This window comes from Plantactinospora sp. CNZ321 (genome assembly GCF_004217235.1).
The window spans coordinates 6136926-6158566 of sequence record NZ_SHKQ01000001.1 but is presented as its reverse complement, the minus strand read 5'-3'; the positions used below and the strand labels follow the sequence as shown (position 1 = coordinate 6158566).

Here is a 21641-nt window from a genome sequence, read left to right as displayed (position 1 = left end):
CGTTACGAGACGGGTACGACACCCGACGTGACGGTTTACGGCTAGTCGGCGCTTTCGCCGGTCAGCGCGTTCCCGTCGGTCAGCGGTTGCGGGTGGGGGTCGCGGCCTGCTCGACGGCGCGTTCCAACGCCCGGTAGACCTGGCCGAACCGCAGGGCGTCGGCGGTGCTCAGCAACCGGACCGGCACCCCACGGCACTGCGCCCAGATCTCCAGCCGGTGCGCGCCGCGCGCGTAGCTGCGGTCCACATGTTCGAGCAGGTAGTCGGCGATCGGGGCGGCGGCCAGCCCGACCAGCACCGAGACGCCGACGATCGCGATGGTGGCGGTCGGCGACGTGTGCAGGCGTACCGCGATCAGGATGCCGAGCGCGGCGGCGACCAGCGGGCCGGCGAGCCCGGCCAGCAGCGCGCCCCGGTTGGCGAGGGTTCCCCAGGAACGGGCGCCCCGGACGTGCCAGACCCGGGCGATCTCGACCAGTGGATATGCCCGACCGTCGACCCGGATCGCCTCCGAGGTGATCCGTATCGTGCGGTCGTCGTAGTAAGTGGTCATCGCCGTTCCGTACGTGGTCATCGTCGTTCCGCTCGGCCGATTCCGACGTGCTCAGCGTATCGCCCGAACGGTACCCCGCAGGGGCCGCGCCGAATCCACACCGACCTGCCGGGGGTGGCCGAACGCCCGTTAGGGTGAGCCTCGCGACTGCGACGTGGAGGTGGGCTGTGGGCGACTTGGTCCGGGTGGACACCAACGAGGGTATCGGCACGATCCGGCTGGACCGGCCGCCGATGAACGCGCTGAACACCCAGGTTCAGGAGGAGTTGCGCGCCGCCGCCAGTGCGGTCTCCGCCGATCCGGACGTCCGCGCGGTCATCGTGTACGGCGGGGAGAAGGTCTTCGCGGCCGGCGCCGACATCAAGGAGATGGCCGACATGTCGTACGTCGACATGGCGCAGCGAGCCACCGATCTCTCCAGTGCGCTGGGTGCGCTCGCCCGGATCCCGAAGCCGGTGGTCGCGGCGATCACCGGGTACGCGCTCGGCGGCGGCTGCGAACTGGCGCTGGCCTGTGACTGGCGGGTGGTCGCCGAGGACGCGAAGCTCGGCCAGCCGGAGATCAAGCTCGGCATCATCCCCGGCGCGGGCGGCACCCAGCGGCTGGCCCGGCTGGTCGGCCCGGCCCGGGCCAAGGACCTGATCATGTCCGGCCGGATGGTCGACGCCGCCGAGGCGCTCCGGATCGGCCTCGCCGACCGGGTGGCTCCGGCCGACCGGGTCTACGCCGAGGCGGTGGCGCTGGTCCGGCCGTACCTGACCGGCCCGGCGCAGGCGCTGCGGGCGGCGAAGCAGGCCGTGGACGGCGGGCTGGAGATGGATCTCGCCTCCGGGCTGGCCTGGGAGAGCCAGCTCTTCGCCGCGCTCTTCGCCACCGACGACCGCCGGGAGGGGATGGCCGCCTTCGTCGAGAAGCGCCGTCCCGACTTCACCGGTCGATGATCGCCGTCCGGGACGGGTGAGTGTTGTTCATGTGCTTTCCGACCGGCCGGTAACCTCGCAGGAACCCCGCCGAGGAGCACGAACCCCGGCGGGCGAGCGGCGGGTACGGCGGACGAGCACGGCGGACGAGCGGCGGGAGCGGCGATGACGGAACGGATCGAAGGACACGGCGGCGACCTGGCCCTGGCGGCCCTGCGGGCGTACGGCGTGCGGGAGATGTTCACCCTCTCCGGCGGCCACGTCTTCCCGCTCTACGACGCGGCGCACCGCACCGACTTTCCGATCTACGACGTCCGGCACGAGCAGTCGGCCGTCTTCGCCGCCGAGGCGGTGGCCAAGTTGCAGCGCCGGCCGGGATTGGCCGTACTCACCGCCGGTCCCGGGGTCACCAACGGGATCTCCGGGCTGACCAGTGCCTTCTTCAACGCCTCCCCGGTGCTGGTGCTCGGCGGACGCGCCCCGGCCTTCCGCTGGGGCTCGGGCAGTCTCCAGGAGATCGACCACGTACCGCTGGTCGCCCCGGTCACCAAGCACGCGGCCACGGTCCTGTCGACCGACGACGTACCCGGTGCGGTCGCCGGGGCGCTCGACACGGCGCTGACCCCGCACCGGGGCCCGGTCTTCCTCGACCTGCCGCTTGAGGTGATCTTCTCCACCGGTGACGCGGAACCGCCGACCGGACCGGCGATCGGACCCGTCGAGCCGGACCCGGACGAGGTGGACCGGGCGGTCCGGCTGATCGCCGGGGCCGAACGTCCGGTGATCATCGCGGGCTCCGACGTCTACGCCGGGGACGCCGTCGAGGCGCTGCGGGCCGCCGCCGAGGCGCTCCGGGTCCCCGTCTTCACCAACGGGATGGGGCGGGGCGCCCTGCCGCCCGGTCATCCGCTCGGCTTCGCCAAGGCCCGCCGGGCCGCGCTCGCCGGCGCCGACCTGGTCATGGTGGTCGGTACCCCGCTCGACTTCCGGCTCGGCTTCGGTGACTTCGGCGACGCCCGGGTGGTGCACGTCGTGGACGCGCCGAGCCAGCGGGCCCGGCACGTCGAGCCGGCGGTGAGCCCCGCTGGCGACCTGCGGCTGACCCTGACAGCCTTCGCCGAGTACTCCGGTGACCGCACCGAGCACGAGTCGTGGATCGACGGGCTGCGTACCGCCGAGGAGGCCGCCCGGGCCAGGGACGCGGCGGCGATGGCGGCCGAGACCGACCCGATCAAACCGGCCCGGGTCTACGGCGAGCTGCGCCGGGTGCTCGCCCCCGACGCGGTCACGATCGGCGACGGCGGCGACTTCGTCTCGTACGCCGGGCGCTACCTGGAGCCGGCCCAGCCCGGCACCTGGCTCGACCCCGGCCCGTACGGCTGCCTCGGCACCGGCATGGGCTACGCGATGGGGGCCCGGGTGAGCTACCCGGACCGGCAGATCTGCGTGCTGATGGGCGACGGCGCGGCCGGCTTCTCGCTGATGGACGTCGAGTCGCTGGTCCGGCAGAAGCTGCCGGTGGTGATCGTGGTCGGCAACAACGGCATCTGGGGCCTGGAGAAGCACCCGATGCGTGGCATGTACGGCTACGACGTCGCCGCCGACCTCCAGCCCGAGCTGCGCTACGACCAGGTGGTGAGCGCACTCGGCGGTGCCGGCGAGACGGTCGCGAAGGCGGCCGACCTGGGCCCGGCGCTGGAGCGGGCGTTCGACGCCGGGGTGCCCTACCTGGTCAACGTGCTGACCGACCCGGCCGACGCCTACCCGCGCTCGTCCAACCTCGCCTGACCCCGACCCGGCCGACGCCTACCCGCGCTCGTCCAACCTCGCCTGACCCCGACCCCGACCCCGACCCGGCCCGGCCTGGCCCCGAACTGACCCGGCCCGGCGGTCAGCGGGACCGGTCGGCGGGGTCGGTCCACCACTCGGCCGGGCCGATCGGGGGTTCCCGGAGCCCGGGCTCGTCCGCCGTGTCGACGCGGTCGGCCCGGTCGGGCAGCTCGAGTTGGTGGGTTGGGTCGGGTTGCTGCGCCCGGTCGGGTTGCTGTGCCGGGTCGGGTTGGGGCGCCCGGTCGGGTTGCTGTGCCGGGTCGGGTTGCTGCGCAGGGTCGGTCGGTCCGGCGGTACCGGTGTCGGCGACCACCGTCAGGTCGGTGACCCGGAGCGGCGGCTCCCGGTCGGCATCGGCCGAGGCGCCGGCCCACCAGGCCCGCCCGGCGTCCGGGCCGGACCGGTCGGGACGGTGGGCGGCGAGCAGCGGCAGCAGCAGTACGCCGAGTACGAATGGTGCGGCCATGTAGCGGGCGGCCTGTGCGTTGTTGACGGCCAGTACCGAGAGCTGGTTGCCGAGGCTCAGCGTGGCCAGGGCCAGCAGTGCCCGGTCCCGCCGGCGCCAGGCCAGCAGCCCGACCGTCAGGTACGCCAGGTACGCCCAGGTCGCGCCGCGCCAGAGCAGCCACTCGGGCTTGCCGACCCGACTGGAGAGCACGTCGGCCACGTCGCTGACCTGCTCGGCCAGCGGCCGGCTGTACGCTACGGCCAGCACCTCGGCCCGCTGGAACCTCGAATCCCGCTCCAGGTAGACCGGCAGTGCCCAGGCGGTCGGATTGGCTCGTAGCCCGCCGGCCGGGGTGGGGCGCCAGGCGATCGAGCTCCGGCAGATCCGGGCGGCAAGCACAGCCTCCGGCGAACGGCGTACCAGCCGCCACCAGGCGGACAGCAGTTCGTCGTGGTGCGCCGCCGCGGCCCGACGGTCGAAGTCGGGGTGGTAGACGGTGGAGTCGACGGTGTAGCAGTCCGCCGACTGGCGCCAGTGCGCCAACGGTGCCACCTGGGTCAGCAGGGCAAGATCGGCGGCGGGGAAGTCGGCGGGGCGCTCGGCGTACCCGATCGCGAGGTCGGCGAGAAAGGCCTCGTAGGCCACGATGGACTCGCTGTCCCGTATTCCGAGGGCGGGCAGCAGGGTCCAGTTGGTCAGCAGCCCGACCGTGGTGGCCAGCACCCCGGCCAGCAGGACCCGGAGAGCCACCCCGCGCAGCAGCAGGGCCAGCAGCACCGCGACGATCGACGCCACCACGAAGCCGTTCTGCCGGAACAGGCAGCTCAGGGTCAGTTCGGCGGCGAGGATGCCGGGCAGGGCCCACGACATCCGCCGGGCGTTCCCGGTCGGACGTCCGGCCGTGCGCGGCGCGGGTGCGGCGTGCCGGACGACGGCACCGAAGTCCGCCCGGCCGGACCAGCCGGCCTCCGGACCGCGACCGGGCGTCCGCGTCCGCGCACCGGTGACCTCCGGCCTGCGGGTGGCGAGCATCCGGGCCACCGTGCCGAGCAGGAAGACGTGGCAGACGACGAAGGGCACGTCCTTCCAGACGCAGACCGTGAAGGTGCCGACCGGGGGCAGCGCGACCACCACCAGCGCCGCCGTGCCCCAGGCCCAGGCCGGCCCCCCGATCCGGCGCAGACCGGTGACCGCGTACGCCAGGCCGGCCGCCAGGGCGGTGGTCTGCACCAGGGTCAGCGCGCCGATCCCGCCGGTGAGCCGCACCGACAACCAGACGAGTGCGGTGTAGCTGACCGGGTGGTGGGTGTTCCAGTTGCTGGTGGTGGCCTGCCAGACGTGGTCGAGCGAGTCCGGGCTGAACAGGCCGGGATAGCGGGCGGCCCACCAGAACAGCAGTACCGCCTGGGCCAGTCCGAAGGTCAGCCCGCCGAGCCTGGCCGGCGAGCCCTCGACCCACCCCGGCCGGTCCGGCCGGCGGTCGTCGGGTTCCGGCGAGCCGTCCGCTGGCCATGCCGGCCCGGTCACCACCCCGTGTGTCATGCCTGTCGTCCTTCGCCCCGGGCGCGGCCGCGCCGAACAGCGGTGCGAGGGGTGGTGGCACCGGTCTGGGCCATGCTACGGCCGCTGTCGGCCGCAGGTCCCCGGAACGGCGGACTCCGCACCATCCGGTGGCGGTCCCGCGGGTCAGTCGGTCGCCGGCAGTCGGTCGCCGGCTACCGGTCAGACGTCCGGCTTGTCTTTCAGACGTCCGGCTTGTCCTCTTCCCGGGGCGGCTGGCTGTTGCGGCGGCGCAGATCCTCCTCCCGGCGCCGGAGGTCCTGCTCCCAGCGGTCGAGCAGTTCGCGGTCCTGCTTCGACCGCTTCTCGTCCAGAGAACGGAGGAACTCCGGATCGTCGTCGGGGGCCAGCGAGGGCTGGCGGTCCCGACGACCCGCCGGGCGGTTGCCGGTGGCCGACCGTTCCGGGCTGACCGGACGGCCGGCGACGAACCAGGCGATCGAGCCGACCAGCGGGAAGAAGAGGATTATCAGGACCCAGGCGAACCGGGGAAGCGCACGAATCTCGTCGTCCTCGGCCGACAGGCAGCTGATCAGAGCGAAGACGGCCAGGATGAGCTGTCCGATGGCGAGGAGCGCGTAGAGGCGGACCATCTGGCCATGATGACGTACCCGATCGCCTCAGCGCACCGACGTCAGGACCAGCAGCAGGCCGAGTGCGGCGAAACCGACGGTGACCAGGGCGATCACCGGTAGCGCGGGCCCGGGTGGGTCGCCGCGGCCGGCGGAGCGCGGAAAGGCCACCACCAGTACGCCGAGCCAGCCCAGCCCGGCCAGGGCGGTGACCAGCACCCCGATCGTCCCGTTCATCAGGGCCAGCCGGGCGGTGAGCACCGCCACCACCCCGACCGTCAGTACGCTGCGCCGCCAGGCCAGCCTGGTCCGCTCGCCGGACAGCCCGGCGTCCCGCTCCGGCGGCGGCGGATGCGCCGGCCCGGCCCGTCGCGGGCTCACTGGTCTCCGGCGGCCTGGATCAGCACCGCCACCACGAGGAGTACCGCGCCGAGCCCGATCAGCAGGGCGAGTACGGCGGGAAACCGCGAGGCGGGAAGCTCCTCGCCGAGCCGGATGGCCCGCTCGGTACGCGCCCAGTGGTCGACCGCCCGCACCGCCACCACGCCGCCGAGCAGCAGCAGTGCCACGGCGAGCGCCTCCCGCAGGTGCGGTACCGGCAGCGGCGGGAGGAACTGCGCGATGGCGAGCCCGCCGGCGACCAGCGCCAGGCCGGTGCGGAGCCAGGCCAGGAAGGTGCGCTCGTTGGCGAGCGAGAAGCGGTAGTCCGGCGTCTCGCCGACCTGCCGCAACTCGCGCGGGTCGAACCACCGCCGGACCGACTGGTACACGTTCGAAGATTATCGGGTGGACATCGCCCGTAACCTGGGCGGGTGAGCGACATCGACGCCGATTTGCTGCGCACGGCCTACGACAACCAGTTGCGGGCCCGCCCGCCCGAGCCGGTCCCGCCGGGTGTGACGGTCGACCGGGACGGCCCGCTGCTGCGGATCCAGGGGCTGGACCGGGGCGGCTTTCTGACCTACCGCGACCTGGCCGGACTGACCGGGGACGCGCTGGACGAGTTGATCGTACGGCAGCGGGATCTCTTCGCCGGGCTCGGCCAGCCGGTGGAGTGGAAGTTGCACGGTCACGACCTGCCGGCCGATCTGCCGGACCGGCTGGTGGCCGCCGGTTTCGTGCCGGAGGAGCGGGAGACCGTGCTGATCGGCCCGGTCGCGTCGCTGGCGGCGACGCTGCCGGTGCCGCCGGCGGGGGTACGCCTGCGCGAGGTGACCGCCCGGGCGGACCTGGACCGGATCGCGGAGCTGAAGGCGCGGGTCTGGGGCGGTGACGACGACGGGCGTTGGCTGGCCGACGGGCTGGAGCGGGAGTTGGCCGCCGGTGCGGAGCTGGACCAGCCGCCGCTGACCATCGTGGTGGCCGAGACCGACGACGAGCTGGTCAGCGCCGCCTGGGTCCGGTTCGTCTCCGGCACCCGGTTCGCCACCCTGTGGGGCGGGGCGACGCTGCCGCACTGGCGCCGTCGGGGCATCTACCGGTCGCTGCTGGCCCACCGGGCCCGGCTGGCCGACGCCCGGGGTTTCAGTCTGTTGCAGGTGGACGCCTCGGAGGAGAGCCGGCCGATTCTTCAGCGGCTCGGCTTCGTCCCGGTCACCACCACCACGCCGTACGTCTACACTCCGAACCCGTGACGCGACCGTTGACCGAGGAGGAGCGGGCCACCCTGAAGGGGGCCGCTTTCGGCGCGGTCTTCCTGGTGTCGAGCGCCGAACCGGGCGCGTTCGCGATGCTCAGGGAGAGCCTGGCCGCCTCGGACGCCTTCGCCGGCACCACCGGGCTGGTCCGGGAGCTGCTCACCACCGGTGCGCTGCCCCGGTTGCCGGCCGGGTCGCCGGACGAGGTGTCGGCGGCGGTGCTGCCCGCGCTGCGCCGCTCGGTGGAGATCCTCCGGTCGAGGGTCCCCGACGAGGTGGCCAGCTACCGCTCGGCGGTGCTGCGGGCCGCCGAGGAGGTGGCCCGGGCGCACGACGGGATCAGCCCGAACGAGACGGCGGTGCTGGCCAGCGTACGGGAGGCGTTGGACGCGGCCGGCTGATCCGGGTGCCGGGCCGCCGCCGGCTGATCCGGTGCCGGGGACGGTGAGCCGGGTCACCCCGGGGTTCCCCGACCCCTATGCTACTTGCGGGTAACATTGCCCGTTAGGAACGCCACACCCTCTCGGGCTCCGAGTGGCCGGTCGTCGGTTGACCGATCGTTAAGGAGACGGGAGGCTGCTCCCGAGCAACCCGGCCGGATCGCCACGATCGAGATCGCCACGATCGGCGGGGATCGCCATACACAGGAGGGTCGTCGAAGCGCGATGAACATCGTCGTACTCGTCAAGCAGGTGCCCGACTCGGGCGCGGACCGCAACCTGCGCAGTGACGACAACACCGTCGACCGGGGGTCGGCAAACAACGTCATCAACGAGATGGACGAGTACGCCATCGAGGAGGCGTTGCGGATCAAGGAGGCGCACGGCGGCGAGGTGACCGTGCTGACCATGGGCCCGGAGAAGGCCGGCGAGTCGATCCGCAAGGCGCTGTCGATGGGCCCGGACAAGGCCGTGCACGTGCTCGACGACGCCCTGCACGGCTCCTGCGCGGTGGCCACCTCCAAGGTGCTCGCCACCGCCCTCGGCCAGCTCGGTGCCGACCTGGTGCTCTGCGGCGCCGAGTCGACCGACGGCCGGGTGCAGGTCATGCCGCACATGCTGGCCGAGCGGCTCGGCATCGCCGCGCTGACCGGCGCCCGCAAGCTGACCGTCGAGGGCGGCAACCTCACGGTGGAACGGCAGACCGAGGAGGGCTACGAGGTGGTCGCCGCCGCGACCCCGGCCGTGGTCTCGGTCTGGGACACCATCAACGAGCCGCGCTACCCCTCCTTCAAGGGCATCATGGCGGCCAAGAAGAAGCCGGTGCAGACGCTCTCCCTGGCCGACCTGGGCATCGCCGCCGACGAGGTCGGCTTCGCCGGCGCCACCAGCACGGTGCTCGAACACAGCCGCCGCCCGGAGCGCTCCGGCGGCGAGCGGGTCACCGACGACGGCACCGGCGGTACGAAGCTGGTCGAGTACCTCGCCACCGAGAAGTTCGTCTGAGCGCGACCGGGAATCAGGAGGAGAAGTCATGACCGAGGTTCTCGTCGTCGTCGAGGCGACCCGCGAGTTCGGCGTCAAGAAGGTGACCCTCGAACTGCTCACCCTCGCCCGCGAGCTGGGTACGCCGGCCGCGGTGGTGCTCGGCGGTCCCGGCGCCGCGGCCGCGCTCGGCGACCGGCTGGGCGAGTACGGCGCGGAGAAGATCTACGCGGCCGAGCACGAGGAGATCGACGGCTACCTGGTGGCGCCGAAGGCGACCGTGCTGGCCGAGCTGGTCCGCCGGGTACAGCCGGCCGCCGTGCTGCTCGCCTCCAGCCAGGAGGGCAAGGAGATCGCCGCCCGGCTGGCGGTCAAACTGGACAACGGCGTACTCACCGACGTGGTCGGGCTGGCCGCCGACGGCACCGCCACCCAGGTCGTCTTCGCCGGCTCGACCATCGTCACCTCGAAGGTGACCCGGGGCCTGCCGCTGGTGACCCTGCGGCCGAACTCGGTCACCCCGAGCCCGGCCGCCGCCACGCCCACCGTCGAGCAGCTCGACGTCGCGCTCGGCGAGGCCGACAGGCTGGCCCGGGTGGTCGACCGGGTGGCCGAGCAGAAGGGCAGCCGGCCGGAGCTGACCGAGGCGTCGGTGGTGGTCTCCGGCGGGCGCGGCGTCGGCAACGCCGACAACTTCAAGCTGGTCGAGGAGCTGGCCGACCTGCTCGGCGGCGCGGTGGGCGCGTCCCGGGCGGCGGTCGACTCCGGCTTCTATCCTCACCAGTTCCAGGTGGGACAGACCGGTAAGACCGTCTCACCGCAGCTCTACGTGGCGCTCGGCATCTCCGGCGCGATCCAGCACCGGGCCGGCATGCAGACCTCGAAGACGATCGTCGCGGTGAACAAGGACGCCGAGGCGCCGATCTTCGAGCTGGCCGACTTCGGTGTGGTCGGTGACCTGCTCAAGGTCGTACCGCAGGCCGCCGAGGAGATCCGCCGACGGCGGTAACCGCCGGGGCGCGGGCGGGTGGTCGAGCCGGCGGGCCAGGTTCTGGCACTAGGCTGGATGCTGATGACTTACCTTGATCACGCGGCCACGACTCCGATGCTCGACGAGGCGTTGGAGGCGTACGTCGCGACCGCCCGCGAGGTCGGCAACCCGTCGTCACTGCACGCCGCCGGACGGTGGGCCAGGCGCCGGGTGGAGGAGTCCCGCGAGCGGGTCGCCGCCGCCCTCGGCGCCCGGCCGTCCGAGGTGGTCTTCACCGGGGGCGGGACCGAGAGCGACAACCTCGCGGTCAAGGGCATCTTCTGGGCGCGCCGGGCCGCCGGCCCCGGCCGTACCCGGGTGGTGGCCAGCGCGGTCGAGCACCACGCGGTGCTGGACTCGATCGAGTGGCTGGCCGCCCGCGACGGGGCGACCGCGAGCTGGCTGCCGGTCGACCAGGCGGGCCGGCTCGACCCGGACCGGCTGGCGGCCGAACTCGACGCGCACGCCGACGAGGTGGCCCTGGTCACCGCCATGTGGGCGAACAACGAGGTGGGCACGGTCCAGCCGGTCGCCGCGCTGGCCGAGGTGGCCGCCGCGTACGGCATCCCGTTCCACACCGACGCGGTGCAGGCGGTCGGCCAGGTACCCGTCGACTTCGCGGCCAGCGGGGTCGCCGCGCTGACCTTCAGCGGGCACAAGCTCGGCGGGCCGGTCGGAGTCGGCGCGCTGCTGCTCGGCCGGGACGTCGCCTGCACACCGGTGCTGCACGGCGGCGGGCAGGAGCGGGACGTCCGGTCCGGCACCCTGGACGCGGCCGGGATCGTCGCGTTCGCCGTCGCGGTCGAGGTCGCGGTCAAGACCCAGCAGGAGTACGCGGCCCGGGTCGCCGCGCTCCGCGACGACCTGGTGGCCCGGGTCCGGCAGGCGGTGCCGGAGGCGCTCTACAACGGCGATCCGGCCGACCGGCTGCCCGGCAACGCGCACTTCTCCTTCCCCGGATGCGAGGGAGACGCCCTGCTGATGCTCCTCGACGCGCAGGGGATCGCCTGCTCGACCGGGTCGGCCTGCTCGGCCGGGGTGGCCCAGCCCTCGCACGTGCTGCTGGCAATGGGTGCCGACGACGACCGGGCCCGGTCGTCCCTGCGATTCTCCCTCGGGCACACCTCGACCGCCGCCGACGTCGACGCGCTGGTCGCCGCGCTGCCCGGAGTGGTCGAGCGGGCCCGCCGGGCGGGCGCGGTGAAGTCCGCCCGGAGCTGAGGCGCCGCGGGCCGGTTACGCTCGTCGGGTGAAGGGGATGGACCGGTGAGGGTACTGGCAGCGATGTCCGGCGGGGTCGACTCGGCGGTCGCCGCCGCGCGGGCGGTGGAGGCCGGACACGACGTCACCGGCGTACACCTGGCGCTGGCGCGCAATCCGCAGACCTACCGGACCGGCGCCCGGGGCTGTTGCACCCTGGAGGACTCCCGGGACGCCCGGCGGGCGGCGGACGTGCTCGGCATCCCGTTCTACGTGTGGGATCTGGCCGACCGGTTCCACGAAGACGTGGTGCAGACCTTCGTCGCGGAGTACGCGGCGGGGCGTACCCCGAACCCCTGCCTGCGGTGCAACGAGAAGATCAAGTTTGCCGCCGTCCTGGACCGGGCGGTGGCGCTCGGCTTCGACGCGGTGGTCACCGGGCACCACGCCCGGCTCGGTCCGGACGGGCTGCTCCGGCGCAGCGTCGACCTCGACAAGGACCAGTCGTACGTGCTGGCGGTGCTGACCCGGCAGCAGCTCGACCGGTCGATCTTCCCGCTCGGCGACTCGACCAAGGCACAGGTACGCGCCGAGGCGGCCCGCCGTGGCCTGGCGGTCGCCGACAAGCCCGACTCGCACGACATCTGCTTCATCGCCGACGGCGACACCCGGCGGTTCCTCGCCGACCGGCTGGGCGAGGCACCCGGAGAGATCGTCGACGCCCGGACCGGTGCGGTGGTCGGCGCGCACAGCGGTGCCTACGCCTACACGGTGGGGCAGCGCAAGGGGCTGGCGCTCGGCGTGCCGGCCCCGGACGGAAAGCCCCGGTACGTGCTCTCGATCACCCCGAAGACCAACACCGTGACGGTGGGCCCGGCCGAGGCGCTGGAGGTGTCCACGGTGGCCGCCGAGCGCCCGGTCTGGACCGGTGGGCCGGCGCCGGCCGGTGCCCTCGACTGCGAGGTGCAGTTGCGGGCGCACGGCCAGGTGGTGCCGGCGACGGTCCGGCTGGACGGCACGGCGCTGCACGCCGAACTGCGCGAGCCGGTGCGGGGGGTGGCGGCCGGACAGGCGATCGTGGCGTACCGGCCCGACCCGGGCGGTGATGTCGTGCTCGGCTCCGCCACCATCAGCGCCGCCGGCTGAGCCGGCGCCGGGGAGTAACCTGCCGAGGTGACCGATCGACAGGGGCAGTCCGAGCAACCGGTGGAACCGACGGCGGCGACCGGGGCGGCGTGGCCGTGGCCGGCCGGTGCGGCGTCCGGCATCGGTTCGATGCCCGGCACCGACATCGCCGAGGCCCAGCGGGTCGTGCTCGGCGAGCTGGCCCTGCCGCACCTGCCCGAGCTGCCCGCCCGGGGACCCGGCGCCGACCTGGTGGGCCGCAGCGGCGGGCTGCTGGTGGACCTGCCGGTCGAGCTGTACGCCGCCCGGTGGCGGATCGCCGGCCGTCCGGGCCGGGACCTGCGCCGCGCCCTCGACCTGCTGGAACGTGACCTGGACCAGATGACGGAGCAGGCCGGCGAGTTCACCGGGACCTTCAAGGTCCAGGCGGCCGGCCCGCTCACCCTGGCCGCCAACGTCGAGCGGCCGGCCGGCGGCTGGCTGCTCCGCGACCCGGGCGCGGTCCGGGAGCTGACCGAGTCGCTCGCCGAGGGGCTGCGCGCGCACGTGGCGCAGGTCCGCCGCCGGCTGCCCCGGGCCACGGTGCTGCTGCAACTGGACGAGCCGGCGCTGCCCGCCGTACTGGCCGGGCGGATTCCGACCGAGAGCGGGTTGGGGACGTACCGGCCGGTCGAGCCGGCGACGGCGACCGGGCTGCTCCGTACGGTGGTGTCGGCGGTCGACGCGCCGGTGGTGCTGCACTGCTGTGCCCGGGACGTACCGCTGGACCTGGTCCGGGCCACCGGTGCGGTCGCGGTCGCGCTCGACCTGGCCCTGGTGGACCGGCTCGACCCGGTCGGCGAGGCGATCGACGCCGGGCTCGGCCTCTTCGCCGGGGCGGCACCGACGCTGCCGCCGCAGGGCGGGCGCGGGCCGTCGTCGGCCGGGGTCGCCGATCGGGTACGCCAGCTCTGGGACCGGCTCGGCTTTCCCCGCGCCCGGCTCGCCGAGCAGGTGGTGGTGACCCCTGCCTGCGGGCTGGCCGGCGCCACCCACGAGTACGCCCGGGCCGTCCTCACCGCCTGCCGGGACGCCGGCCGCCGACTCGCCGAGGACTAGGTTTTCCTGTCCCACCCCTGGGGCAGGATGTCCGCATGATAGGTCGACTCCGTACCGTCGTAATCGACTGTCCCGACCCCCGTGCCCTGGCCGGCTTCTATGCCGAGCTGCTCGGGCTGCCCGTCGACGACCGAAGCGCCGAGGACGGCTGGGTCGTGCTCGGCGGTGACCCCGGACAACATCCCCGGCTTGCCTTCCAGAAGGCGGTCAACCTGCGGGAGCCGCGCTGGCCCGACCCGAGCCGCCCCCAGCAGTTCCACCTGGACGTCACCGTCGACGACGTCGAGGCGGCGGAGGCGAAGGTGCTGGCGCTCGGCGCCACCCGGCTGACCGGCTCTGGCCAGGGCTGGCGGGTCTACGCCGACCCGGTCGGCCACCCGTTCTGCCTCTGCTGGGACGACTGACCCGACCGCCCGGACCGGCGGGGTGGCGATGCCGGGCCCGCCCCGGGAGGATGGCGGCCATGCATGATCCACTCGCCGTCCCACCCCCCTTGCCGGGCGCGGTATCCCCGTCCGCGTCGCCGGCTGCCGCCGCCCGCGCCTCCGGTTCGCTGTTCGGGTTGGCCTACGGTGACGCGCTCGGCGCACCGACCGAGTTCCTGCCGGTCGACGAGATCCAGCGGCGATACGGCCCGGCCGGCCCGCGTGAGTTGGTCGGGCGGCCGGCCCTGGTCACCGACGACACCCAGCTGGGGCTGGCGGTCGGCTGGGCGCTGCACGACGCCGGCCCGGCGGTCACGCCCGAGGTGCTGGAGCCGCTGCTGCGGCAGCGGTTCGTGGCCTGGGCGCACAGTCCGGAGAACAACCGCGCCCCGGGGATGACCTGCCTGCGCGCCTGCGGCGGGTTGGCCGACGGGCTGTCATGGCAGGCGGCGACGGTCGCCGGCTCGAAGGGGTGCGGCGCGAACATGCGGGTCACCCCGGTCGGCCTGGTCCCGGGCTACGACCTGGAGACGCTGGCCGGAGTCGCCCAGTTGCAGGCCGGGCTGACCCATGGCCACCCGACCGGGCTCGCCGCGAGCGAGCTGACCGCGTACGCGGTCCGGGTGCTGCGGGACGGCGCCGCACTGGCCGAGCTGCCCGGCCTGCTGCGTGACCGGGCCGAGCGGCAGCGCACCGTCTACCGGGCGGACTGGCTCGGCGACCTGTGGCAGCGGCCCGGCGTCGACGACCCGGTCACCTTCATCGCCCGGGGCTGGGACGAGTGTCTCGGCGTGCTCGACGCGCTGGACGCGGCGTTGGCCGGGCCGGACGACGGCACCGACGCCTGCGCGGCCACCGGTGCGGGCTGGATCGCCGAGGAGGCACTGGCCACCGCCCTGTTCTGCGCGATCCGACACTCCGACGACCCGGTGTCGGCGCTGGCCCGCGGCGCCACCACCTCCGGCGACTCTGACTCGATCGCCTGCCTGGCCGGCGCGTTCGTCGGCGCGGCGTACGGGATGGCGGCCTGGCCGGCCGGCTGGCCCGACCGGATCGAGTACGCCGACCAGCTCCACACCCTCGGCGCCGCCTGGAACTGACCCCCGCCCGCCCCACCGGTCAGGAGAGGGCTCTTCTACCACCGGCAGCGATAACGGGCGGCCCTTCCTTGCACAGCGGTTAGGTTTGCGGGGAGGTCGAGGAGGTCGAGGTGTCCGAGGAAGCGATCCCGCGGGGTGTCGGTCCCGAGCAGGAGGCGGCGGCCGGCGAGGAGCCGACCGCCGAGGCACGGGACCGGCACGCCGAGCTGAGCACCGAGATCACCGACCACCAGTACCGGTACTACGTGCTCGACGCGCCGATCGTCTCCGACGCCGAGTTCGACGCCCTGCTGCGCGAGCTGGAGGCGCTGGAGGAGCGCTATCCGGCGCTGCGTACCCCGGAGTCGCCCACCCAGCGGGTCGGCGGTACCTTCTCGACGCTCTTCACCCCCGTGCCGCACATCGAGCGGATGATGTCGCTGGACAACGCCTTCACCCCGGAGCAGCTCACGGGGTGGGTGGAGCGGATCGAGCGGGACGCGGGCGGTCCGGTGGACTTCCTGTGCGAGCTGAAGGTCGACGGGCTGGCGATCAACCTCGTCTACGAGCGGGGCCGGCTGGTCCGGGCGGCCACCCGGGGCGACACCCGGGTCGGCGAGGACGTCACCGCCAACGTACGCACCCTGAAGGAGGTGCCGGAGCGGCTCGCCGACGGCGTCCGGGAGATTCCCGAGCTGCTGGAGGTGCGGGGCGAGATCTACTTTCCGGTGGCCGCCTTCGCCGACCTGAACGCGGGGCTGGTCGAGCAGGGGAAGCCGCCGTTCGCCAACCCGCGCAACGCGGCGGCGGGCAGCCTGCGGCAGAAGGACCCACGGATCACGGCGAGCCGGCCGCTGCGACTGGTCGTCCACGGGCTGGGGGCGCGGCAGGGATTCATCCCGGCCGCCCAGTCCGAGGCGTACGCGGCACTGCGCGGTTGGGGGCTGCCGACGAGCGACCGATGGCGGGTGGTGGCGGACCTGGCGGGCATCCGGGACTACATCGAGTACTACGCCGCGCACCGGCACGACGTCGAGCACGAGATCGACGGGGTGGTGGTGAAGGTCGACCCGGTCGCCATCCAGGGCCGGCTCGGCTCGACCAGCCGGGCGCCGCGCTGGGCGATCGCCTTCAAGTACCCGCCGGAGGAGGTCACCACCGAGTTGCTCGACATCGAGGTGAACGTCGGCCGGACCGGTCGGGTGACCCCGTTCGCGGAGCTGCGGCCGGTGAAGGTGGCCGGCTCGACGGTGGCCCGGGCGACCCTGCACAACGCGCACGAGGTGGACCGCAAGGGCGTGCTGATCGGCGACACGGTGGTGATCCGCAAGGCCGGTGACGTGATCCCGGAGGTGCTGGGGCCGATCGTGGAGCTGCGGCCGGAGGGCGCCCGGAAGTTCGTGATGCCGACCCGCTGCCCGGCCTGCGGTACCGCGCTGGCACCCTCCCGGGAGGGCGACGTCGACATCCGCTGCCCGAACGCCCGGACCTGCCCCGCCCAGCTGCGGGAGCGGATCTTCTATCTGGCCAGCCGGGAGGCGCTGGACATCGAGGTGCTCGGCTTCAAGGCGGTCGGTGCGCTGCTCGACACAGGAGTGATCACCGACGAGGGTGACCTCTTCGGTCTGGACGAGGAGCGGCTGGCCCGGGTGCCGTTCTTCGTCCGCAAGGACGGCACACTGGGCCGGAACGCGCAGAAGCTGCTGGTGAGTCTCGCCGCCGCGAAGGACCGGCCGTTGGCCCGGGTGCTGGTGGCGCTCTCGATCCGGCATGTCGGGCCGACCGCGGCCGAGGCGCTGGCCCGGGAGTTCGGTTCGATCGCCGCGATCAGGGCGGCCGGTGAGCCGGAACTGTCGGCGGTGGACGGTGTCGGGCCGACGATCGCGGTCAGCCTGCGGGAGTGGTTCGAGGTGGACTGGCACCGCGAGGTGCTGCGGAAGTGGGCCGAGGCGGGCGTACGGATGGCCGAGGAGCGGATCGAGCAGGGTCCGCGCCCGTTGGAGGGGTTGACCGTGGTGGTGACCGGGACACTGTCGACGTACACCCGGGACCGGGCGGCCGAGGAGGTGCGGACCCGGGGTGGCAAGGTCAGCGGGTCCGTCTCGAAGAAGACCGACTTCGTGGTGGTCGGCGACAACCCTGGGTCCAAGGCGGAGAAGGCTGCCGCCCTCAAGGTGCCTATGCTCGACGAGGCCGGCTTCGCGGCGCTGCTCGCGGAGGGGCCGGAGGCCGCGGGTAGGCTCGTAGTCAGTGACGATTAGTGATGGGTCAGTCAGCACTCTGTGACGGAACCGTCTGGGCAAGATGCGTCGTATTTCAAGTTAGTCACGACTAGGCCCGATTCGCGTCTGTCGTCTCCCGTACGGTGCGGGTCAGGGCGTTTCATGGGAGGCACGTCGCGCGGCACCCGCCGCGCCCAGACCGAGAGGCTCGGGAGGTCACATGGAGGCCGCCGTGCTGCGGAACTCCGTTCCTCCAGATCGGACGGCGCCGTTCTTCGGCTTCGTCTGGGCTGTCGTCGGCCTGGCCGTCGGGGTCTCCGCCGGGTCGCTGCTCGCCCTGCCCGGCGAGCTGTCCGGGCTGCCGCTGGCGTTCTGGCTGATGGCGGCCCTCGCGGTCACCTTCGACGCCCGCCCGTTCAGCCCGTACGCGGAACGGCGGAGCATGTCCGTCTTCCCGTCCATCTGCTTCACCTTCGCCATCGCCCTGGAGTGGGGACCGGGCCCGGCCATCGCGGTGCAGGCCGCCGCCGTCCTGGTCTCCGGCTGGCGGATGCGGTACGCGCTCTGGCGCACTGTCTTCAACATCGCCCAGTACGCCTGCGCACTCGCCGCCGCCGACGCGGTCGTCCGGCTCGCACCCGGCGACGGGTACGCGGTGACCGGCCGGCTCCGCCCACTCGACGTACTCGTCGCGATCGGCGCGGCGGGCGCCTGGCTGACCGTCAACCACGGCCTGGTCGCCAGCGCCGTCCGGCTGCGCTTCGGCGGTCGGTGGTGGACCCGGTTCCGGCAGGGGCTCGGCTTCGAACTGCTCGCCACCGGGTCGCTGCTGCTGCTCGCCCCGGTGCTGGTCGCCGCCGCCCGGACCAGCCCGGCGCTGGTACCGATGGTGGTGCTGCCGCTCTACGCCGTCTCCCGGATGGCCCGGCTCTCCGCCGAACGGGAACAGCTCGCCCGGCAGGACCCGCTGACCGGGCTGGCCAACCGCGAGGCGCTGCTCGCCGAGGTGACCGAGCAGGTGGCGGCGCACGCCGAGCTGCACGGCAGGCAGGCGCCCGGCGGGCAGCTCGCGCTGCTCCTGCTCGACCTGGACCGCTTCAAGCACGTCAACGACGCGCTCGGACACGCCGTCGGGGACCGGCTGCTGGTCGAGGTCGCGGCCCGGCTGACCGCCGTCGTACGCCCACCGGACGTGATCGCCCGGCTCGGCGGGGACGAGTTCGCCATCCTGGCCACCCGGCTCGACGGGGTCGCCGACGCCCGGCGGGTCGCCGACCGGGTGGTCGGGGAGCTGACCGAACCGGTACCGCTGGACGGGCTGCCGCTGGACGTCGACGGCTCGATCGGGATCGCGCTCTACCCCGAGCACGGCGCAGACTTCGCCACCCTGATGCGCCATGCCGACGTGGCGATGTACGAGGCCAAGCACCGTGGCGACCCGGTCGCGGTCTACGCCGCCGAGTCCGACCACAACTCGGCGGAACGGCTGAGCCTCCTGGCCGACCTGCGCCGGGTGCTGGAGACCGGGGCCGACGACGCGGGTGAGATCACCCTCTACTACCAGCCGCAGATCGCGATCGCCACCGGTGAGGTGGTCGGGGTGGAGGCGCTGCTGCGCTGGCGGCACCCCCGGCGCGGCATGGTCGACCCGGAGGAGCTGATCCGGGTCGCCGAGCAGAGCGCGGTGATGCGGCTGCTGACCCGCCGGGTCGTCGACGACGTGGTGGAGCAGCTCGCGAAGTGGTCCGCCGCCGGGTTGGAGCTGCGGGCCTCGGTCAACGTCAGCGTCCGCGACCTGCACACCGGGGAGATCGCCGACCAGCTCGCGGAGCGGCTCGCCCGGTACGGCGTACCGCCGTCCCGGATCCAGTTGGAGATGACCGAGGGAGCGCTGATGGCCGACCCCCGCCGGGTGCTGGCCACCATCTCCCGGCTGGACCGGATCGGGGTGGCGATCTCGCTCGACGACTTCGGCACCGGCTACTCGTCGATGCAGCACCTGCGGCGGCTGCCGCTGGCCGAGGTGAAGGTCGACCGGTCGTTCGTACTCGGGATGGTGGCCGACGCCGACGACGCGGCGATCGTCCGGTCGGTGATCGAACTGGCCGGTGCCCTGGGGCTGCGGGTCGTCGCCGAGGGTGTCGAGGACGAGCGCACCTGGCGGCTGCTGCACGAGGCCGGCTGCGAGGCGGCGCAGGGCTGGTTCTTCGCCCGACCGATGCCGGCGGAGGACCTGGTCACCTGGCTCGCCCGGTACCGGCCGATCACCCCCGCCGCCCGGACCGGTGCCGGCGAGGCCGACCCGCCCGGCGCGGGGCGGACCGGCACCGGCGGCCGTGCCCGACGCGACGCTGCCCACCCCGGACGTGACGGTGGCCATCCCGGACGCGATCGTGGCCACCCCGGACGGGACGTTGGCCGGGCCGGACAGCACGGCGGCCCGGCCAGGGCCGAGGCGGCGGCCCGGCTGCATCCGAGCGTGGAGTGAACGCCGCACCCCGGACCGTCAGGGGAGCCGGGGGAGCCGGGGACGGCGGCGCTCGGTGGGACAAATAGACTCGCTGAGGTCGCGGCGCGCCTGCCACGCTGCACCGGGAAATTCGACGGCCTGCGCCGGGAAGCCGACGGCCTGTGCCGGGAAGGTCGACGGCGGAAGCCGCGTAGACGTCAAGGCACGAAGGGGGCACCGATGTCCGCCATCTCCCGCGAGGAGGTCGCGCACCTGGCGCGACTGTCGCGGCTCGCCGTAACCGAGGAGGAGCTGGACACCTTCGCCGGCCAGCTCGACGTGATCCTCCAGGCCGTCGCGCGGGTCGGCGAGGTGGCCGCCGCCGACATCCCGCCCACCTCGCACTCGGTGCCGTTGACCAACGTGCTGCGCGACGACGTGGTGGTGCCCGGGCTGACCCGGGTGGAGGCGCTCTCCGGGGCACCGGACAGCGAGGAGGACCGGTTCCGGGTGCCGCGCATCCTGGACGAGGACGAGCCACCCAGCCCGCGCGGTGAGGGCCCGGCGGAAGGGAAGGCGTGACCAGCATGGCTGACGTGACCAGGATGACCGCGACGGAGATCGCGTCCCTCATCGCCAGCGGCGAGGCGTCCGCGGTCGAGGTGACCCGGGCGCACCTGGACCGGATCGCCGAGGTCGACGACCGGGTGCATGCCTTCCTGCACGTCGACACCGACGGTGCGCTGGAGACGGCCCGCGCGGTCGACGCGAAGCGGGCCGCCGGGGAGCGGCTCGGCCCGCTGGCCGGGGTGCCGGTGGCGGTCAAGGACGTCCTCACCGCCAAGGGCGTACCGACCACCGTCGGGTCGAAGATCCTGGAGGGCTGGCGCCCGCCGTACGACTCGACGATCGTGCAGCGGCTGCGCGCCGCCGGCACGGTGATGCTGGGCAAGACCAACATGGACGAGTTCGCGATGGGCTCGTCGACGGAATACTCGGCGTACGGGCCGACGGGCAATCCGTGGGACCTGGGCCGGATCCCGGGCGGCTCCGGCGGGGGCAGCTCGGCGGCACTGGCCGCGTACGAGGCGCCGCTGGCGATCGGCTCCGACACCGGTGGCTCGATCCGGCAGCCGGGCGCGGTGACCGGCACCGTCGGGGCGAAACCGACCTACGGCGGCACCTCCCGGTACGGCCTGGTCGCCTTCTCGTCGTCACTGGACACCCCCGGCCCGTGCGCCCGAACGGTGCTGGACGCGGCGCTGCTGCACGAGGCGATCGGCGGGCACGACCCCCGCGACTCCACCTCGATCCCGGCACCGGTGCCGGAGGTGGTCGCCGCCGCCCGGGCCGGTGCCTCCGGCGACCTGACCGGGGTGAAGCTGGGCCTGGTCAGCGAGTTCTCCGGCGAGGGAGCCGAGCCGGGTGTGACGGCCGCGTTCCGGGACGCCGTCGACGCGTTGACCAAGCTCGGTGCCGAGGTCGTCGAGGTCTCCTGCCCGCACTTCCAGTACGCGCTGCCGGCCTACTACCTCATCGCGCCGAGCGAGTGCTCCTCCAACCTGGCCCGCTTCGACGGGGTGCGGTTCGGGCTGCGGGTCGGCGACGACGGCAACCGCAGCCTGGAGGAGGTCATGTCGCTGACCCGGGACGCCGGCTTCGGCCCCGAGGTCAAGCGGCGGATCATGCTCGGCACGTACGCGCTCTCGTCCGGTTACTACGACGCCTACTACGGGCAGGCGCAGAAGGTGCGTACCCTGATCACCCGCGACTTCGCCGCCGCGTTCGAGCAGGCCGACGTGCTGATATCACCGACGACGCCGTTCGTGGCGTTCCCGTTCGGCTCGCGGACGGCGGACCCCTACCAGATGTACCTGGCGGACCTCTTCACCATCCCGACCAACCTCTACGGCGGGCCCGGCATCTCGGTGCCGTGCGGGCTCTCCGAGGGGCTGCCGGTCGGGTTGCAGATCATGGCCCCGACGATGGCGGACGACCGGATGTACCGGGTCGGCGCCGCGCTGGAGTCGGTGATCGGCACCCTCACCCCGCCGGAGCTCTAAGTTGAG

Annotated in this window: 20 protein-coding genes; 15 read left to right on the top strand and 5 right to left on the bottom strand. The window is 73.6% G+C overall.

The annotated features are described in order from the left end of the window. Window positions 1–79: 79 nt before the first annotated feature. Complete coding sequence (locus tag EV371_RS26620) at window positions 80–553, bottom strand: DUF6232 family protein (RefSeq protein WP_130466234.1); 474 nt, start codon at window positions 551–553, stop codon at window positions 80–82. A 167-nt stretch (window positions 554–720) separates the two neighbouring features. Here EV371_RS26620 and EV371_RS26615 point away from each other — a divergent pair, with 167 nt between their 5' ends. Both EV371_RS26615 and EV371_RS26610 read left to right on the top strand, forming a co-directional pair. Further along, window positions 721–1494, top strand: a complete 774-nt coding sequence (locus EV371_RS26615; RefSeq protein WP_130464473.1) for an enoyl-CoA hydratase-related protein — start codon at window positions 721–723, stop codon at window positions 1492–1494. Between the two features lie 144 nt (window positions 1495–1638). Further along, window positions 1639–3261 carry an acetolactate synthase gene (locus EV371_RS26610; RefSeq protein WP_130464472.1) on the top strand — a complete coding sequence of 541 codons (1623 nt, stop codon included), beginning with the start codon at window positions 1639–1641 and terminating at the stop codon, window positions 3259–3261. A gap of 103 nt (window positions 3262–3364) precedes the next feature. On the opposite strand, the gene EV371_RS26605 is transcribed toward EV371_RS26610, so the two are convergent. The 4 genes from EV371_RS26605 to EV371_RS26590 form a co-directional block, all read right to left on the bottom strand. Then, the gene (locus EV371_RS26605) at window positions 3365–5293 is read right to left on the bottom strand and encodes a hypothetical protein (protein ID WP_130464471.1); all 1929 of its coding nucleotides are present in this window, start codon (window positions 5291–5293) and stop codon (window positions 3365–3367) included. Window positions 5294–5493: 200 nt separating this feature from the next. Then, window positions 5494–5904 (bottom strand): PLDc N-terminal domain-containing protein, encoded by a 411-nt coding sequence (locus EV371_RS26600; protein WP_130464470.1) that lies wholly within the window; start codon window positions 5902–5904, stop codon window positions 5494–5496. A gap of 27 nt (window positions 5905–5931) precedes the next feature. Continuing rightward, complete coding sequence (locus EV371_RS26595) at window positions 5932–6264, bottom strand: DUF202 domain-containing protein (protein WP_130464469.1); 333 nt, start codon at window positions 6262–6264, stop codon at window positions 5932–5934. Beyond that, window positions 6261–6653 (bottom strand): DUF202 domain-containing protein, encoded by a 393-nt coding sequence (locus EV371_RS26590; RefSeq protein ID WP_130464468.1) that lies wholly within the window; start codon window positions 6651–6653, stop codon window positions 6261–6263. The genes EV371_RS26595 and EV371_RS26590 overlap by 4 nt, the downstream gene beginning before the upstream one ends. Before the next feature lie 42 nt (window positions 6654–6695). Here EV371_RS26590 and EV371_RS26585 point away from each other — a divergent pair, with 42 nt between their 5' ends. The 13 genes from EV371_RS26585 to gatA all read left to right on the top strand — a co-directional run bounded on the left by EV371_RS26585 (window position 6696) and on the right by gatA (window position 21635). Then, complete coding sequence (locus tag EV371_RS26585) at window positions 6696–7517, top strand: GNAT family N-acetyltransferase (RefSeq protein ID WP_130464467.1); 822 nt, start codon at window positions 6696–6698, stop codon at window positions 7515–7517. Beyond that, a complete protein-coding gene (locus EV371_RS26580; protein WP_130464466.1) occupies window positions 7514–7921 on the top strand; it encodes a hypothetical protein in 408 nt (135 codons plus the stop codon). The genes EV371_RS26585 and EV371_RS26580 overlap by 4 nt, the downstream gene beginning before the upstream one ends. A gap of 264 nt (window positions 7922–8185) precedes the next feature. Continuing rightward, on the top strand, window positions 8186–8965 hold the full coding sequence (locus EV371_RS26575) for an electron transfer flavoprotein subunit beta/FixA family protein (RefSeq protein WP_130464465.1): 780 nt from the start codon (window positions 8186–8188) through the stop codon (window positions 8963–8965). A gap of 28 nt (window positions 8966–8993) precedes the next feature. After that, entirely contained in the window at window positions 8994–9953 is a 960-nt protein-coding gene (locus EV371_RS26570; RefSeq protein ID WP_130464464.1) for an electron transfer flavoprotein subunit alpha/FixB family protein, read from the top strand. A 63-nt stretch (window positions 9954–10016) separates the two neighbouring features. After that, entirely contained in the window at window positions 10017–11195 is a 1179-nt protein-coding gene (locus EV371_RS26565; RefSeq protein WP_130464463.1) for an aminotransferase class V-fold PLP-dependent enzyme, read from the top strand. Window positions 11196–11240: 45 nt separating this feature from the next. Continuing rightward, window positions 11241–12320, top strand: a complete 1080-nt coding sequence (mnmA, locus tag EV371_RS26560; RefSeq protein ID WP_130464462.1) for a tRNA 2-thiouridine(34) synthase MnmA — start codon at window positions 11241–11243, stop codon at window positions 12318–12320. Between the two features lie 129 nt (window positions 12321–12449). After that, a complete protein-coding gene (locus tag EV371_RS26555; RefSeq protein WP_130466233.1) occupies window positions 12450–13397 on the top strand; it encodes a uroporphyrinogen decarboxylase/cobalamine-independent methonine synthase family protein in 948 nt (315 codons plus the stop codon). A 35-nt stretch (window positions 13398–13432) separates the two neighbouring features. After that, entirely contained in the window at window positions 13433–13801 is a 369-nt protein-coding gene (locus EV371_RS26550; protein ID WP_130464461.1) for a VOC family protein, read from the top strand. Between the two features lie 59 nt (window positions 13802–13860). Further along, window positions 13861–14922: an ADP-ribosylglycohydrolase family protein gene (locus tag EV371_RS26545; RefSeq protein ID WP_130464460.1), complete on the top strand. Its 1062-nt coding sequence runs from the start codon at window positions 13861–13863 to the stop codon at window positions 14920–14922. 110 nt (window positions 14923–15032) lie between these two features. Beyond that, window positions 15033–17162 (top strand): NAD-dependent DNA ligase LigA, encoded by a 2130-nt coding sequence (ligA, locus tag EV371_RS26540; protein ID WP_130464459.1) that lies wholly within the window; start codon window positions 15033–15035, stop codon window positions 17160–17162. A 181-nt stretch (window positions 17163–17343) separates the two neighbouring features. Beyond that, window positions 17344–19611 (top strand): EAL domain-containing protein, encoded by a 2268-nt coding sequence (locus tag EV371_RS26535; RefSeq protein ID WP_130464458.1) that lies wholly within the window; start codon window positions 17344–17346, stop codon window positions 19609–19611. Between the two features lie 201 nt (window positions 19612–19812). Continuing rightward, window positions 19813–20154, top strand: coding sequence for an Asp-tRNA(Asn)/Glu-tRNA(Gln) amidotransferase subunit GatC (gene gatC / locus EV371_RS26530; protein ID WP_130464457.1), 342 nt, complete (start codon window positions 19813–19815; stop codon window positions 20152–20154). Between the two features lie 5 nt (window positions 20155–20159). Further along, a complete protein-coding gene (gatA, locus tag EV371_RS26525; protein WP_130464456.1) occupies window positions 20160–21635 on the top strand; it encodes an Asp-tRNA(Asn)/Glu-tRNA(Gln) amidotransferase subunit GatA in 1476 nt (491 codons plus the stop codon). The last annotated feature ends 6 nt before the right edge of the window (window positions 21636–21641 follow it).

Coding starts and splice junctions, on each gene's coding strand:
- EV371_RS26620 (WP_130466234.1), bottom strand. CDS start 553: ATGACCACTTACTACGACGACCGCACGATACGGATCACCTCGGAGGCG.
- EV371_RS26610 (WP_130464472.1), top strand. CDS start 1,639: ATGACGGAACGGATCGAAGGACACGGCGGCGACCTGGCCCTGGCGGCC.
- EV371_RS26605 (WP_130464471.1), bottom strand. CDS start 5,293: ATGACACACGGGGTGGTGACCGGGCCGGCATGGCCAGCGGACGGCTCG.
- EV371_RS26600 (WP_130464470.1), bottom strand. CDS start 5,904: ATGGTCCGCCTCTACGCGCTCCTCGCCATCGGACAGCTCATCCTGGCC.
- EV371_RS26575 (WP_130464465.1), top strand. CDS start 8,186: ATGAACATCGTCGTACTCGTCAAGCAGGTGCCCGACTCGGGCGCGGAC.
- EV371_RS26570 (WP_130464464.1), top strand. CDS start 8,994: ATGACCGAGGTTCTCGTCGTCGTCGAGGCGACCCGCGAGTTCGGCGTC.
- EV371_RS26565 (WP_130464463.1), top strand. CDS start 10,017: ATGACTTACCTTGATCACGCGGCCACGACTCCGATGCTCGACGAGGCG.
- EV371_RS26555 (WP_130466233.1), top strand. CDS start 12,450: ATGCCCGGCACCGACATCGCCGAGGCCCAGCGGGTCGTGCTCGGCGAG.
- EV371_RS26550 (WP_130464461.1), top strand. CDS start 13,433: ATGATAGGTCGACTCCGTACCGTCGTAATCGACTGTCCCGACCCCCGT.
- EV371_RS26545 (WP_130464460.1), top strand. CDS start 13,861: ATGCATGATCCACTCGCCGTCCCACCCCCCTTGCCGGGCGCGGTATCC.
- EV371_RS26535 (WP_130464458.1), top strand. CDS start 17,344: ATGGAGGCCGCCGTGCTGCGGAACTCCGTTCCTCCAGATCGGACGGCG.
- gatC (WP_130464457.1), top strand. CDS start 19,813: ATGTCCGCCATCTCCCGCGAGGAGGTCGCGCACCTGGCGCGACTGTCG.
- gatA (WP_130464456.1), top strand. CDS start 20,160: ATGGCTGACGTGACCAGGATGACCGCGACGGAGATCGCGTCCCTCATC.